Annotated in this window: 12 protein-coding genes; 5 read left to right on the forward strand and 7 right to left on the reverse strand. The window is 65.5% G+C overall.

Features of this window, described 5'->3' with window-relative positions; all coding sequences use genetic code 11:
* The first annotated feature begins 29 nt into the window (after positions 1-29).
* A complete protein-coding gene (locus B7R93_RS09505; RefSeq protein ID WP_103020517.1) occupies positions 30-575 on the forward strand; it encodes an OmpA/MotB family protein in 546 nt (181 codons plus the stop codon).
* Between the two features lie 96 nt (positions 576-671).
* On the opposite strand, the gene B7R93_RS09510 is transcribed toward B7R93_RS09505, so the two are convergent.
* The 3 genes from B7R93_RS09510 to rho form a co-directional block, all read right to left on the reverse strand.
* Complete coding sequence (locus B7R93_RS09510; RefSeq protein ID WP_103020518.1) at positions 672-1,418, reverse strand: TIGR01548 family HAD-type hydrolase; 747 nt, start codon at positions 1,416-1,418, stop codon at positions 672-674.
* A gap of 187 nt (positions 1,419-1,605) precedes the next feature.
* The gene (locus B7R93_RS09515; protein ID WP_103020519.1) at positions 1,606-4,842 is read right to left on the reverse strand and encodes a S41 family peptidase; all 3,237 of its coding nucleotides are present in this window, start codon (positions 4,840-4,842) and stop codon (positions 1,606-1,608) included.
* 91 nt (positions 4,843-4,933) lie between these two features.
* A complete protein-coding gene (gene rho, locus B7R93_RS09520) occupies positions 4,934-6,340 on the reverse strand; it encodes a transcription termination factor Rho (RefSeq protein ID WP_103020520.1) in 1,407 nt (468 codons plus the stop codon).
* Between the two features lie 554 nt (positions 6,341-6,894).
* Here rho and recJ point away from each other — a divergent pair.
* A complete protein-coding gene (recJ, locus tag B7R93_RS09525) occupies positions 6,895-8,676 on the forward strand; it encodes a single-stranded-DNA-specific exonuclease RecJ (RefSeq protein WP_232798261.1) in 1,782 nt (593 codons plus the stop codon).
* 16 nt (positions 8,677-8,692) lie between these two features.
* Here recJ and B7R93_RS09530 read toward each other — a convergent pair whose 3' ends face one another.
* Complete coding sequence (locus B7R93_RS09530) at positions 8,693-9,658, reverse strand: YheT family hydrolase (RefSeq protein WP_232798262.1); 966 nt, start codon at positions 9,656-9,658, stop codon at positions 8,693-8,695.
* 78 nt (positions 9,659-9,736) lie between these two features.
* Complete coding sequence (pgeF, locus tag B7R93_RS09535; RefSeq protein ID WP_232798263.1) at positions 9,737-10,423, reverse strand: peptidoglycan editing factor PgeF; 687 nt, start codon at positions 10,421-10,423, stop codon at positions 9,737-9,739.
* 267 nt (positions 10,424-10,690) lie between these two features.
* Here pgeF and B7R93_RS09540 point away from each other — a divergent pair, with 267 nt between their 5' ends.
* From B7R93_RS09540 to B7R93_RS09550, 3 genes are read left to right on the forward strand one after another with little or no spacing between them, the layout of a single operon-like run.
* Positions 10,691-11,287, forward strand: a complete 597-nt coding sequence (locus tag B7R93_RS09540; RefSeq protein WP_103020523.1) for an NfeD family protein — start codon at positions 10,691-10,693, stop codon at positions 11,285-11,287.
* A gap of 42 nt (positions 11,288-11,329) precedes the next feature.
* A complete protein-coding gene (locus tag B7R93_RS09545; protein ID WP_103020524.1) occupies positions 11,330-12,244 on the forward strand; it encodes an SPFH domain-containing protein in 915 nt (304 codons plus the stop codon).
* A gap of 46 nt (positions 12,245-12,290) precedes the next feature.
* Entirely contained in the window at positions 12,291-13,301 is a 1,011-nt protein-coding gene (locus tag B7R93_RS09550; RefSeq protein ID WP_103020525.1) for an SPFH domain-containing protein, read from the forward strand.
* A 30-nt stretch (positions 13,302-13,331) separates the two neighbouring features.
* Here the strand turns inward: B7R93_RS09550 and B7R93_RS09555 are convergent, their stop codons facing one another.
* The gene (locus B7R93_RS09555) at positions 13,332-14,108 is read right to left on the reverse strand and encodes a class I SAM-dependent methyltransferase (protein WP_103020526.1); all 777 of its coding nucleotides are present in this window, start codon (positions 14,106-14,108) and stop codon (positions 13,332-13,334) included.
* 146 nt (positions 14,109-14,254) lie between these two features.
* The gene (locus B7R93_RS09560; RefSeq protein ID WP_103020527.1) at positions 14,255-14,506 is read right to left on the reverse strand and encodes a hypothetical protein; all 252 of its coding nucleotides are present in this window, start codon (positions 14,504-14,506) and stop codon (positions 14,255-14,257) included.
* Positions 14,507-14,589 lie beyond the last annotated feature (83 nt).

Here is a 14,589-nt window from a genome sequence, read left to right on the forward strand (position 1 = left end):
TGTTCTGCATCCACAGTCTCGTCGAGTCCATGCGCTTCTTTTTTGGGCTTCTTTTGGCAATTGTCCTCGGGGGGTGCCAGCAGGGAAACCAGGGCGCCGCGCTGCAGGACCTGCAGGGACGGGTCGACTCTTTTCAGACGGCCACCCAGGACCTGAAGCGTCAGGTGCAGGCCCTTCGCGACTCGATACAGGTCCCGGAAGAGGATACCACGCTTCGGCCGCCGATCTACTTTCCCTCGGGTAGCGCCTGGATCCCGGACCGCGGGCGCCAGCGGCTCAATGAGCACGCCGCTACACTCAAGGACGAGCATCCGGATGCGGGATTTCGTGTGCAGGGCTACACCGATCCGGTGCCCATCGGGGCCAGTCTCGAGGACACGTATCCGAGCAACTGGTACCTGTCGGCCCAGCGTGCGGCGGCGGTGGCCCATTACCTTGACACGAATCACGGCATCCGGACCGAAAGCCTTGAGATCGAGGCGTTCGGGCCGCGAACGACGGTCGGGCCGAACGAAACGCCGGAGCGAAGGCGTGAGGACCGCCGGGTGGAGATTGTCGTAGAGGGCGGTTCGTAGGCGGTGCGGGGGCGTGGGCAATAAAAATGGCAGACCCAGGCGGTACCCGAGTCTGCCAAAACACTGGAGGCACATGGGCCCCACGATGATAGAGGGCTACCGCGTCGTCTGGGCGGGCGTGCGTTCTCCGAGGGTGGACAGCACCTCGGGCAGCGTGTGAAGGTCATCGATGACAACATGCGCCCCGTGCTCTTCAAGCAGGGGTTTGTGTTCGTCGGTCTCCACGTAGGGCGGCACGACCCCGACGCGCCACATGTCAGCCTCTTGGGCCGCGTCCATGTCGTCAACCGAGTCGCCAACGTATACGGCCTCCTCTGGATCGATGGGGCAGCCGGCGGCGGCCAGCATGGTGAGGGAGTGTTCGAGGGGAAAAGGGTTGGGCTTCGCGCGGTCGCCCTGCTTCTCCTTGCCCACGAGAAGGGGAAAGTAGTCCGTCCAGCTCTGGTGGTCGAGGGTCCACTGCGCCTCCTCCTCGGGCCGTCCGGTGACGATGCCCAGGATGTGGTTCTGGTTGAGCTGGGCGAGGGTTTCGTCGTCGATCAGCGGGGGCTCTTCGGTGATAAAGCCATCCCAGTCGTCGCCGCGGTAGCGGTCCTGAAACTCGTCAATCACGCGGCTGATCGGGACCTCCATCGCCGTATCGGTGACGATGGCGTGGGTCAACTTCCAGTCGTCCTCGAAGCCGCCGTAGTTTTTGTACCGCTGAATGGCATTCTCGCCGATCTGGCGGCCGGTAAAGTGCTCGACGGTCTCTTCAATCGCGCGCCGGTACGAGCGGGAGACGTCCACCAGGACGCCATCCATGTCGAACAGCAACGCATTCAGGTCTACGTTCTCGGGCATGGAGCGGGGTTGGAAGATGGATGAGACGACTGCGGCCAATCTTCTCACACAATGGAGCAGCGATTCAGTTCCGGAGCAGCCTGGGGGCAGGCCCTCGCAGGGAGGGCCGAGGACTGCCTCGTTCCGGAGGCGGCCTCTTCCAGGACGCCACTACCGACCCAAGAGAACATGGGCGAGAGGTGTGCGGCTACTCGCCCGTCTCATTCAACAGGGTCTCCACGGAGCGGCGCAGCTGCGGGTCTTCATCCTCGGCCTTAATGCCCGGCGGGTTTGCGACCTGGATGTCCGGTCGGGCGGGGCCGTGCTCCATGTTCTTGTCGGTCTGGTGAACGTACCAGCCCCGGAAGGGCATGCGCACGTAGGACCCGTCGAGGAGGCCCGCGCCGCCGGTTGAGATGACCGCCCCGAAGGTGGGCTGGCCCACGAGCGTTCCGTGGTCGAGATTTTTGAAGGCGTGGGAGAAAATCTCGGCGTTGGAGTAGCTGTTCTCGTTGGCGAGGGCGGCCACCGGCTTCGTCCAGGCCGCGTAGGGGAGCCGCTCCCCAAACGGATAGTGCCCACGGAACTGCTCGTGGTTCTGGTCGAGGTCGTCCGTGGCGCCGCGGGGCACCGTGTAAGCGTGCTGGCGCACATTGAGGACCGTCATCAGGTAGTCGGTCGTCCAGCCGCCGCCGTTGTAGCGCACATCGATGATGAGTCCCTCCTTGTCGTGGCCGCTGGCGTACAGCTCCCGCTCGAAGTGCTCGAAGCTCTCCCAGTTCATCCCCTCCACGTGGACGTAGCCGAGGCGCCCGTCGGAGTACTCCTCGACGAGCTCCTTGCGGTCCTCCACCCATTCGCGGTAGAGTTCGTCGCCGAGGTCGACGGTGGGGCGGATGCGAACGGTACGCTCCTCACCGCCGGCCCCCGTGACGCCAAGGAGGACCTTCTCCTCAACCGTGCCTTCCAGCAGCCCGTAGAAGTTGTTGGCCGCCGCCACAGGCTGTCCGTCCACGGTGGTAATGACGTCTCCCTCCCGGAGCGTGCTGGCCTCCCGGTCGGCGGGGGAGCGAGGCACAACTCGCTGCACCTCCACGCCGGCCTCGACCGGATCAAGCTCCACGCCGAGGCGGCCGGTGCGCTCGTCCTGCGTCTCGGCCCGGTCGCCGGCGTAGTACCCCATGTGGCTGGCGTTGAGCTCGCCGAGCATGCGGTTGACGACGACCTGAAAGTCCTGGGCGGTCGAGGCCGCCAGGGCCCGCGGGCGGTATTCCTCCAGAAGTGCCTGCCAGTCGTCGCCGTGGAAGTCGGGGTCGTAGAAGCCCTGGCCGAGTGCCCGGCCCACCTCGTCGAAGATCTGGGTGCGCTCCGCCGCGTGGTCGACCGTCATGGAGGCGCTGAAGGAGAGGGGCTCCAGCTCGTTGCTCTTGACCGGGACGCGGGCCAACTGGCCGCCGGAGTGGGCGAAGAAAATCTGGGAGTAGTCCGGCGAGAGGCGGACGTCGGAGGGGCCGACGTCCCGCTCCGTGACGCGCGTCCGCTCGGAGCCGTCCCACTGGATGCTGTACAGGTCGACCTCCGAGTCGTAGTCAGCGGGGCCGGCATCCCGGCCGCCCACGAAGTAGAAGGTGTCCCCGTCCTCGGCGATGACCGGGTCGCCTTCGCCCCCGGGCAGGGCCGTGACGCGCTCGAGGCGGTCGTGGATGTTGGCGAGGTCGATGTTCACTTCAGGGGGCCCGTCGTCTTCGGAGCGCTCCGCGCCGGACTCGTCCTCAAGCTCCTCCCAGTCGCGCTCCGTTTTTTCCCAGTCCTCTTCCTGCAGCCACACGAACCAGACGTCCGCGTCGTTGCCGCTGCGGTTGGAGACGAAGCCCAGCTTCGAGCCGTCGGGGCTCCACACCGGCTCGCCGTCGCTCTTGGGATGCTGGCTCACGTTGACCGGGCCGGTGGAGCCGTCGGCGGCGTGGACGTAGACGTCGGCGTTAAAGTTGAGGTTGTTCTGGCTGTAGGCGAGCCAGTCGCCGTCGGGGCTCCAGGCCACGTCGGTGGGGGCGTTCCAGCCCTCCACGAGCACGGTCTCGTCCTCGATCGTACCGTCGGAGAGTGTGGCCGTCAGGAGCTGCCCGTCTCCGTAGCCCGTCATCGCACCTCGTCGAAAGGCAACGCGCGAATGGTTGGGCGCCATCGCCAGCACACGCTCGCTCTCCGGCGTATCGGTAAGCCGGGTCACCTCGTGCTGCAGGGCGTCATGCAGGTCGCCCGGGTGCTCGGGGTCGGCGGACGTGAGCCGATAGAGGTCGTACTGGTTCCCCTTGCGGTCAGACGAGAAGACGAGGGTCGAGTCGTTCATCCAGGCCACGCTGCGGTCCCGGTGCGTGTGGTCGGTGAGGCGTGTGGTGCGGGGCTCGCCCGGTTCGTTCCGCATGAGGAAGATCTCTCCCCGGAGCACGAGGGCCACCTGTTCGCCGTCGGGCGAGACGGCGTAGTCGCGAAGGCCCTTGGTCATCTGCATCTTCTCGGTGGGGCTGAACCGGTAGTCGCTCGGGACCGTCACGTCGAGCGGGCGCGGCTCGCCGCCGTTCTCAATCAGGTAGACGTCGGTCTGTCGCTGGACGGCCACGACCGACCCGTCCTGGCTCGCGCTGAGGCTCCGCACGTCGTGATCGTCGAACGTGGTGACGGCCTCGGGCGCCCCGTCCGCCGCGCCCTGGTCGGTGAGGGAGAGACGGTGGACGTTGTAGGTGCCGCTCTGCTCGCTCACGTACAGCAGCGTGCGTGGGCCGGTCCAGACCGGCGTGTGGTCGTTGCCCGCATAGGTGGTGACCTGTGTGTACGTGTCGTCCTCCGTGTCGTACACCCACACATTCCGATCGGCGGGGCCCTCGTAGCCCTTCTTGGTGACGTCGTTGGCCCCGCGCTCAAAGGCGATGAAGCGGCCGTCGGGCGACATGCGGGGCGCGCTGCCGACGGCGTCGAGGCGCCGGTCGGGCGTGCCGCCGTCCCCGATTACCGTGTAGATCTCGTCCGACCACTCGGCCTGCGCGTAGGTGCGACGCGTGGTGAAGAGGAGCTGCCCGTCCGGCGTCCAGCCCCCGATGGCGTCGCCCGTGGAGTGGTGCGTGAGGCGCGTCGGCGTGCTGCCGGTGGCGTCCATCACGTACAGGTCGTCGTTGCCGAAGCGGTCGCTCGTGAAGGCGATCCGGTCGCCGTTGGGGCCCCAGCGGGGCGCTCCCTCGTAGGCCTCGTGGATCGTGAGGCGCTCGGGCGTGCCGCCGCCCACGGGGACGGTCCAGAGGTCGCCCTGGTAGGAAAAGGCAATCCGGTCGCCGTCCGGGTGCACGGCCGGGTGGCGGACGAACGGATCATCATCCTGGGCCGACGCCGGGGCAGCCGCAAAGAGAAGGGAAAGAAACGAGAGTCCTAGCGTGCGCAGAGTGGTTTGCATGGGAACGCAGACAGACGTGCTGGACGTGGGAAGACGTGTAGCTACGGAAGAGAGTTGTGCTCGGCAAAAAAGAAAGGGCCGAACAGAATGTCTAGTTCATCATCTCCAGGAATTCCTCGTTGTCGTCAGTGCCCCTCATCTTGTCGAGCAGAAACTCCATGGCTTCGATTGGCTCCATGTCGGCCAGAATTTTGCGCATCACCCACACGCGCTTGAGCATCGGCTTGGGCAGCAGCTCCTCCTCACGGCGGGTGCCGGACAGGATGAGGTCGATGGCCGGGTAGAGGCGCCGGTCGGCCATCTCGCGGTCGAGGACGAGCTCCATGTTGCCGGTGCCCTTGAACTCCTCGAAGATGACCTGGTCCATGCGGCTGCCCGTGTCGATGAGGGCGGTGCCAATAATGGTGAGGGACCCGCTCTCCTCCACGTTGCGCGCCGCGCCGAAGAACCGCTTCGGGCCGCGCAGCGCCCCCGCCTCAATGCCACCGGACAGCGTGCGTCCCTTCTCCGGCGTCACGGCGTTGTGGGCCCGCGCCAGGCGTGTGATCGAGTCGAGCAGCACGCACACGTCCTGCCCTGACTCCACGAGGCGACGAACCTTCAGTAGCACCGTGTTCGCCACCTCCACGTGGCGCTCCGGCTCCTTGTCGAATGTTGAGGCCACGACCTCTCCCTCCACCGTCCGGTCCATGTCGGTGACCTCCTCCGGGCGCTCGTCAATGAGCAGGGTCAGGAGGTGCGTGTCCGGATGGTTGGTCGTGATGCCGTGGGCGATCTTCTGCAGCAGCACCGTCTTGCCGGCCTTGGGCGGCGAGACGATGAGGCCCCGCTGTCCCTTCCCGATGGGGGCGAACAGGTCGAGAATCCGTGGGCCGTAGCTGTCCGCCTCCGCCTCGAGCGTAAAGCGCTCGTCGGGGAAAATGGGGGTCAAAAACTCAAAGTCCGACCGTTCGTCGATCTCGCTCGGGTCGCAGCCGTTGATCGAGGCGACCTGAATGAGGGCGAAAAACTTTTCCCCTTCCTTTGGCGGACGCACCCGCCCTGCGACCGTGTCGCCCTCTTCGAGCCCAAAGCGCTTGATCTGAGAGGGCGAGACGTAAATGTCGTCGGGGCTCGACTGGTAGCTGTACTCGTCGGACCGGAGGAACCCGTACCCGTCCGGCAGAACCTCAAGCACACCGGTCTTCTCGATCATGCCCCGGAGCTCCGTCTGGTTGGGATCGTACCGGCGCATGTAGTCCGGCTTTCCGGTCCCCGTCCCTCCTGCCTCCTCGGGGGAGGCCTGGTCGGACTCCGTGGAGTCACTGCCCGGCGCGGAGGAGTTCGTCGTCTCGTCGAGATTGGGGGTCTCCTCCGACGCGGCGCCCTCGGCCTGCGCCTCCAAGATTTGATAGATGAGGTCCTGTTTCCGCAGGTCGGAGTAGTCGGCAAGATCGAGCTCTTGCGCAATCTGGCGGAGTTCGTCGAGCTTCTTGTCCTGCAGGGTAGAGATTTTCATTGAGTTGCTCACGGGTCAAAAGGGCCGCTCGGGGCCGATGGGTTATCGAAGGGGCCGAAGTGGAAACGACCTGCCGAGGCAAGAGACGATGCGACAGGCTGATCGCTCGTGGGGCTGGCGACGGCAAGGGCCGTGGTGATGGAAGGGCATGGGGGCGGAAAACCTGAATCGGTCGGGTCCGGTGTGGAACAGACAGTCCGGACCGTCAGCGCTCGGGCGAGGGGCGGGAACCTCACCCGTTAGGGACGATGCGGCCGAGGCCTGAATGGGCCCAAGGCCCTCATCTGAGATGGCACCTGCGGCAAATCGGACTCGCTGCTACGGGCTGAGCACCCAGTTGATTCACGAGAACAGACGGTCTGGGGGGGCAAAAGGGGCGCACCGTAAGCCGTTTCGGACGGTCGAGGCCCTCTTCCCACACTCTTGAGAGTCCCCTCGCCCAGACCCTATTTTTTGCCATCTTCTTATATGCGTCTGTTTTTAAACGGAATGAGTCCGTCGCGTTACAACGGGGACTTCGGTGTGTCTTACATATTCCAACCCCGTTACGCGTCTTGTTTGGCCATCTTGCCCTGCTGTTGATGACCTACCGATGGATCCCGCGTTCCCTCGACGAGCCCGACACAGTGCCTCGTCTACAGCGTGCTCTCAACGACCTGCCCGAGTCCCTGGCCCGCGCCCTTGCCCTGCGCGAGATCACGACCCTCGAGGAGGCGAAGCATTTCTTCCGGGCCGACCGGGCGGCCCTGCACGACCCATTCGACATGACCGACATGGACGCGGCGGCGGCCCGCCTGTCCGCGGCCATCGACGATGGGGCGTCTGTGCTCGTCTACGGCGACTATGACGTGGACGGGACGACGGGCACGGCGCTCGTCACGGACTTTCTGCGCTCCCAGGGCGTGGACGTGTCCTTCTTCATCCCGGACCGGTACGAGGACGGATATGGACTCTGCCGGCGGGGCCTCGACGTGGCCGCTGAGCGTGGGGCCTCCCTGGTCGTGGCCCTGGACTGTGGCATCACGGCCCACGAGGAGGCGGCCCATGCGCAGGAGCTAGGGCTCGACCTCATCATTGCGGACCACCACACGCCCAAGGAGACGCTGCCCGAGGCGCTCGCCGTGCTCGACCCGAAACGGCCGGACGACGAGTATCCGTTCGACGAGCTGTCCGGGTGCGGGCTTGCCTTCAAGCTTGTGCAGGCCACCCGTGCGCACCGCGACGCGGCCCCCGACGCGGCCTTTGAGTACCTCGATCTCATCGCCCTCTCCACGGCGAGCGACATCGTTCCGCTCTACGGCGAGAATCGGGTGCTCATGGCAGAGGGACTGGACGCCCTGCAGCGAAGCACGCGTCCGGGGGTTCAGGCCCTGGCGGCGGCCGCCGACCTTGATCTGGAGACCGTCACGTCCACCGGCAACATCGTGTTCACCCTCGGCCCCCGCATCAACGCCGCGGGCCGCATGGAGCACGCCTCGGCGGCCGTCGAGCTGCTCCTAGCCCAAAGCGATGACGAGGCCGAGCCGCTCGCCGCCGAGCTTGAGGAACTGAACCGCGAGCGCCGCCGCGTCGACGACACCATTGAGAAAGAAGCCATCGAACGGGCGGAGCGCCAGATCACGGCCCGCAGCCCGCACGCACTGGTGCTGTACGACCCGGATTGGCACCTCGGGGTCATCGGCATCGTGGCCAGCAGCATTGTCGAGCGCTTCCACAAGCCGACCATCCTGCTCACCCACAACGGGGAGGCGGTCAAGGGCTCGGCCCGTTCCATCGAGGGCATCAACATCTACGAGGCCCTTGCGGACTGCGAGGACGTGCTCACGCAGTTTGGGGGGCACGACCACGCGGCCGGCATGTCGCTGGAGGCTGAGGCCGTCGATGCCTTCCGGGACCGGTTCGACGACGCCGTCGGCGAGCGGGTGACACCGGAGCTGCTCAGGCCGTCGATCAAGGTGGACGCCCCGGTAGACCTCGGCACGATCGGAGCGGTCAACGATCGCTTTTGGGCAGTGCTCAAGCAGTTCGGCCCGTTTGGCCCCTCCAACCCGACGCCGGTCTTCCACGCCGAGGACCTGGAGGTTGTCTCCGCCCGCACGGTGGGGGGGGACGACAGTCACCTCAAGTTTGAGGTACGACAGCGAGATGCCCCGACCGGTGCGACCTACGACGCGATCGGGTTCGGGATGGGCGAGAAGCTGTCGGTGCTCCGGGAGAGCCAGGAGACTGGTACCCCAGTGGAGCTGCTCTTCTCACTGGAGGAAAATACCTGGAATGGGCGGACAACCCTACAGCTGAAGGCGCGGGACGTACGACTCGTGGAGGAGGAGGCGTGACGGCGAGATCAGGGCATCACGAGAGAAACGACGTGGTGCGGCGCTCGGACCAGTACTCGCCGCGGTCGTTGAAGGACACAAAGCCGACGTGACCGCCGCTCTCTGGCACCTCCAGGGTCAACGGAGGGTGGTCCCGTGCAATTTTGCGGGGATAGCACGAGGGCGGAAGGAACGGGTCGTCGGCGGCGTTGAGAAGGAGGGTTGGTACGGCCAGGTCCGAGAGCAAGGGCTTGCTGCTTGCCTGCCGGTAGTAGTCGGCGGCGTCCGTGAAGCCGTGGAGGGGGGCCGTGTAGGCCTCGTCGAACCCACGAAGAGTGTGAATCTTTTGGAGGTGCCGGGTCGACACCCGATCTGAATGCTGCCGGGCCTTCACGCGCATCTTCCGGCGAAGCGATCGGAGAAAGTACTGGACGTAGTGCCGGTTCGTCCACCGATCGATCCGGTCGGCCGAGGCACTGAGGTCGACGGGGGCCGACAGCGCCACAGCGCCGCGGATGCGGGCGTCCACGTCCGGGCCACGCTCGCCAAGGTACTTGAGCGTGAGGTTGCCGCCGAGGCTGAAGCCGATCAGGGCCACGGACGGGTATCCGGAGTCCAACACGTGGTCGACGACGCGGGCAAGGTCGTCGGTCTTGCCGCTGTGGTAGGTGGCCACTTGTTGGTTCGGTGTGCCACTGCAGCCGCGCAGATTGAGCGCACAGGCGTCCCACCCGCGCCGGACCAACGCCCGGGCCATGCCCCGCATGTATCCGCGGTCGGCACTGCCCTCCAGCCCGTGCGTCAGAATGACGACGCGGTCCGAGGGGGACGACGAGCCGGCCCAGGCCCAGTCGAGGTCGAGAAAGTCGCCGTCCGGGGTGTCCAGTCGCTCGCGGCAGTCGTACGCAAAGTCGACGCGCCGCACCAGCGACGCGTACAGGGTTTGCCGGTGGCCGCCGTCGAGGCACAGAGGGGACGAGTACGTCGAGTGGGCGATGGGCACTGCTAGCGGAGGGACGTGGGGGGAACGAGAAGCAGCCGGGGCCCCAATCTCGGGCAGGGCAACGCCGGGGCCGTGGTCTTAGTGGCGGAGCACGAGGGCCCCGAACATGCGTCCCGTAGGACCGTCGGCGGCGCGGTAGGAGAAGAAGTCGTCTGAGCTCTGTCGCGTGCATCGGGCAGACACCTCGATGGCGTCGTCCGGCACCCCTGCCGCTTCGAGCTGGCGGCGGAGGGCGGCCTTGAGGTCGACGTGGGGACGGTCGGCGTCCTCGGGATGAGCCACGACGGCGTCGTCAAATTCGGCCGCGACCTCCGGGCCCACCTCGAAGGCCTGCCGGGAGAGGCACGGTCCCACGTAGGCGCGGATCTGTGCGGGCTCCGCCCCGCAGTCCACCATGGTCGCCACCGTGTCGCCGGCGACCCGACGAACCGTGCCCCGCCACCCGGCGTGGCACGCCCCGACGACCTCGTGCGCCGGATCGGCCAGAAGCACAGGCGCACAGTCGGCCGTGGCGATGGCGAGGAGTAGGCCGGGGGTCGTCGTGACGAGGCCGTCGCAAAAGGGCTCGTGTCGTGGCGCATCGATCACCCGTACGGTGGACCCGTGGACCTGTCCGGCCGTGGCCAACCGGGCCGGGTCGGTGTGGAAGGAGGCACAAAACCGGCGTCGGTTCTCTTCTACACAACTGGCTGTGTCCCCCACGTGGCGTCCCAGGTTGAGGGTGTCGTAGGGCGGGCCGCTCACGCCGCCGTGACGAGTGCTCATGCCGGCCCCCACGGATGGCACGTGCGCAAAGATGCGGGGGCGGAGAAGGGGCGACCGGTGGGTCGTGGAGGCCCGAGGCACGAGGGAGGACGGTGAATGGAAAAAAGTGTAGTTCGTCGACCTAACAGAAAGTGCGCGGATCGGTTCGCGAAACGTGGAGTGGGGGGATCGGAACGGCGAAGCCGATGCAACCTCTGCCTCCTTCACGCGTGCCAAAAATTCCCTGGTTCCAAAGGGCGAGTGCTCTCAAACACGATTCTTTGCTCTATGGACTTGGATCCAACCCTCCTCACCTGGGCCTTCGTCGTCGGCGGGGTGCTCCTCATGCTGATCGAGGCCGTGGTGCCGGGCGGCATTGCATTTTTTCTCGGGATCGGGGGTGTGGTGGTGGGGGGACTTCGGGGAATGGGCCTCCTGGTCGATCCCCTGTCGTCGGTCGTGACGTGGGTGTTTTTGTCGACCGGCCTCACGATTGCGCTGCGGCCCCTCATGCTGCGCTTTGTGCGGGGCGATGTGTCGCTGGCCATGACCGACGAGGACGCGGAGGCCATGGGGGAGACCGTCACGGTTCTTGAACCGGTCGGGCCGGAGAGCCCGGGGCGCATTCGCTTTCGAGGGGCCGGTTGGGACGCCCGAACGCTTGAGGGCCGACTGCCGGAGGGGGCCGAGGCCCAGCTGCTCTACCGCGACAACCTGACGTGGGTTGTGGAGCCCGCCGCCCACGCCGACCTTGACGCCGAGCTGTCGGAGGCAATCGGCTCCGACGTGTCCAAGCGGAGCGCCGACCGTTCGTCGGGCACCGACGACACGACGTCGGAAGGCTCGGGGTTGGGATACGACCCATCCGCGCGCTCGCCCAGCTAGTCCCCTGCCCGTTCGCTTCTCACACCCGCTTTCTTCGTGCTCATGTGGACCCTTCTGCTTGCCCTCATTGCCCTGGGGCTGTTTATCTTCTACAACACGTTCGTGATCGTCGAGATGCGCGAGGAGGTCATCCTCGAACGCTTCGGCAAGTATCACGACACGCTGCATCCCGGGCTCCACTTTACCATTCCGCTGGTCGACCGTGTGGCCTACCGGCAGGAGACCCGTGAGCAGGTGCTCGACGTGCCGCACCAGAAGTGCATCACGCAGGACAATATTGAGGTGGATGTGGACGGCATCGTCTACCTGAAGGTGATGGACCCCTACAAGGCCAGCTACGGCATCAACAACTACCGTCTGGCCGCCGTCAACCTGGCACAGACGACCATGCGGAGCGAGGTGGGCAAAATTACGCTCGACGATACGTTCAGTGAGCGAGACTCGATGAACGAGGCCATCGTGGAGGAGCTGGACAAGGCCTCCGACCCGTGGGGCGTGAAGGTGATGCGCTACGAGCTAAAGGACATTCAGCCGTCGCAGGACATCGTGCTCACGATGGAGAAGCAGATGGAGGCCGAGCGCGAGAAGCGCGCCGAGATCACGGAGTCGAGCGGAGAGCGCGACGCCCGGATCAACGTGTCGGAAGGAAACCGGCAGAAATCGATCCTCATGTCGGAGGGCCAGCGGGAGGCCCGCGTGAACGAGGCGGAGGGCGAGGCCCGCGAAATGGAGCTCATTGCGGAGGCGACGGCCAACGGCATTGAACGCATCGCGGACGCGATCGCTCAGCCCGGTGGCTCCCTTGCCGTCAAGATGCGCCTTACCGAGCAATTCGTGGATCGCCTCGGCGAGGTTGTGGACGGTGCCAACGTGAGTGTGCTTCCGATGGAGGCTGCCAACCTGAAGTCGTTCTTCGAAGGGGCGTCCGAGGTTACAAACCCGATCCAGAACACGTAGTCCGCTTCCCGCCTGCTCCGCTCTCTACGTCAAGTCCCTTAGTTCTATGGACGCGTCTCCCCTTGAATTCCTCAACACCCTCAGCCTCGGCATCCTGTCGCTGTTGGCGATCTACGTGGCCTACAAGTTCCTGCGGGCCATCCGGTTCGTGCCGCAACAGAACGCATACGTGGTGGAGCGGCTCGGCAACTACCACAAGACGCTGCGCGCCGGCTTCCATGCCCTGATCCCCTTCATCGACCGTGTCGCCTACACGCTCGACCTTCGGGAGCAGGCCATCCCCGTGGAACCGCAGGAGTGCTTCACGGAAGACAACGTGCGGGTCGAGGTTGACGGCATCATCTACCTGAGCGTCACCAATCCGGAGAATGCGGCCTACGGCGTGACCGACTATCGCCGCGGGGCCATTCAGTTGGCGCAGACCACGACCCGCTCGGTCATCGGGCGCATGGAGCTGGACACCACCTTCCAGGAGCGGGCGGCCATCAGCCAGGCGGTCGTCGAGGTGCTGAGCGAGGTGGAGCAGACGTGGGGCATCAAGGTGCACCGCTACGAGATCAAGAACATCGACACGCCCCGCACGGTGCAGCAGGCCATGGAGCGGCAGATGACTGCCGAGCGGGAGCGCCGCGCCACGGTGGCCCGGTCCGAGGGCAAGCAGCAGTCCACGGTCAACGACGCGGAGGGCGAGAAGCAGGAGTTGATCAACCAGTCGGAAGGGGAGAAGCAGCGCCGGATCAACGAGGCCGAAGGCCAGGCCCAAGAAATCGAAGCGCTGGCCGAGGCGACGGCGGAGGCGATCGAGCGCGTGGCCGCGTCCGTTTCCGCCCCGGGGGGAGAGGAGGCCGTGAAGCTGCGCCTGGCGGAGCAGTACCTCGACACGATTGCCAAGCTGGGCAAAGAGGAGAACGAGGTGCTCTTGCCGGCCGACCTGACGAAGTACGAGTCGGTCATCGATGGCCTCTCGCTCGACGAGTTCACGCTGCGGTCCGACGGTGAGACGTCGCACCCGTCTGGGGATGGCGCGGCCGGAGAAAGCCGATCGCAAAGCGACTAGAGCGGTGCTGGCGACGAAGCCGTGTGCCGGCTACTCGACTGGCTTTCGGAAGACCATGAAGTGCTGGCGGGGAAGCATGTCTTTGGTCTCCACCCACTCCAGGCCCACCGCCCGCATCTCTTTTCGGGCCTGGGTCTCCGTCATCTTGTGCAGCGTCTTGATGGGAATGCTTGGGTCCTCCCGGGGATACTCGACAAGCACGACGCGCCCGCCGGGTGTGAGGTCTTCTGCGAGTGCTGTCATCATCTCGTAAGGGTGGGAAAACTCGTGGTAGGCATCCACCATGTAGGCGAGGTCGACAGAGTCGGCTGGGAGCTGTGGGTCCGTCGCCGTCCCGCGGACAGGCACCACGTTCTCCACGCCCCGCTCGTCGATGCGCTCCCGCATCATGGTCAGCATCTCCGGCTGGATGTCGACCGCGAGGACGTTGCCCCGCGGCACCCGCGGGGCGACGCGGAACGAGAGATACCCTGTTCCGGCCCCGATGTCGGCCACGGTGTCGGACGGGTCGAGCGGCAGACTGTCGACGAGCAGGTCGGGGCGCTCCTTCTTCTCCCGCGCAGGGCGCTCTAGCCAGTCTGCCCCGCGGTGGCCCATGACCTTCGAAATTTCACGGCCCATGTACACCTTGCCGATGCCGTTTCGGCTCGGCGAGCGCTGGGTGTAGACCTCCGATGTATCGGTTGTGTCCGACCGAGCGGAAGGGACTTGTGTGGGAGGAATGTTCGGGGCCGGGACGCCCAGTAGGCCGCCGGCCATGAGCACGAGCATGAGACTGCCCGTTGTGAAAAGTAGAGATTTAGACATGGGCGGGCGACGCAGCGATGACGGAAAACCGGGGAGCTGCCCCAATGCAAATGACCGCTGGGGGGTTGTCCCACAGCGGCCAAACGGACAGGCGTATCAGCCTTCTTACAATACCAGTCCGGCAGGAATGCAGGACCGGGAAGGACTCACCCAATCAGCTTCTTGCGGTCTGTTCGTGCAAACTGTTGCTTGGACGCCCACGCGGTCCGGTAGGCCGTTTCAACGCGCTCGCGAAGCACGCCGCCCGTTGCGGAAAGCATGAATGAGACCGGGGCAAGCAGTGTGTTGAGAATCAAGAACCCGACGATGTGTGGACGCGACTGTGGACGCCCAAAAATGTACGTCTCGAGCCCAACGTACGCAGTCCAGAGAAAAGCGAGTGTAAGATATACAGCCATATGAAGCTTATGTGGTTTGATTAGAATGTATGAGGTCGATGGGCAGCGTGCCCGAAAAAATTGGGGGCATCGTTGAGGAAGAC

Source organism: Salinibacter altiplanensis, from assembly GCF_002894645.1.
Lineage (GTDB): Bacteria > Bacteroidota > Rhodothermia > Rhodothermales > Salinibacteraceae > Salinibacter > Salinibacter altiplanensis.

What these genes read in the sequence shown, in the direction of transcription:
- B7R93_RS09505 (WP_103020517.1), top strand. Translation starts at nt 30, where the DNA reads ATGCGCTTCTTTTTTGGGCTTCTTTTGGCAATTGTCCTCGGGGGGTGC.
- B7R93_RS09510 (WP_103020518.1), bottom strand. Translation starts at nt 1,418, where the DNA reads ATGCCCGAGAACGTAGACCTGAATGCGTTGCTGTTCGACATGGATGGC.
- B7R93_RS09515 (WP_103020519.1), bottom strand. Translation starts at nt 4,842, where the DNA reads ATGCAAACCACTCTGCGCACGCTAGGACTCTCGTTTCTTTCCCTTCTC.
- rho (WP_103020520.1), bottom strand. Translation starts at nt 6,340, where the DNA reads ATGAAAATCTCTACCCTGCAGGACAAGAAGCTCGACGAACTCCGCCAG.
- pgeF (WP_232798263.1), bottom strand. Translation starts at nt 10,423, where the DNA reads ATGAGCACTCGTCACGGCGGCGTGAGCGGCCCGCCCTACGACACCCTC.
- B7R93_RS09540 (WP_103020523.1), top strand. Translation starts at nt 10,691, where the DNA reads ATGGACTTGGATCCAACCCTCCTCACCTGGGCCTTCGTCGTCGGCGGG.
- B7R93_RS09545 (WP_103020524.1), top strand. Translation starts at nt 11,330, where the DNA reads ATGTGGACCCTTCTGCTTGCCCTCATTGCCCTGGGGCTGTTTATCTTC.
- B7R93_RS09550 (WP_103020525.1), top strand. Translation starts at nt 12,291, where the DNA reads ATGGACGCGTCTCCCCTTGAATTCCTCAACACCCTCAGCCTCGGCATC.
- B7R93_RS09555 (WP_103020526.1), bottom strand. Translation starts at nt 14,108, where the DNA reads ATGTCTAAATCTCTACTTTTCACAACGGGCAGTCTCATGCTCGTGCTC.
- B7R93_RS09560 (WP_103020527.1), bottom strand. Translation starts at nt 14,506, where the DNA reads ATGGCTGTATATCTTACACTCGCTTTTCTCTGGACTGCGTACGTTGGG.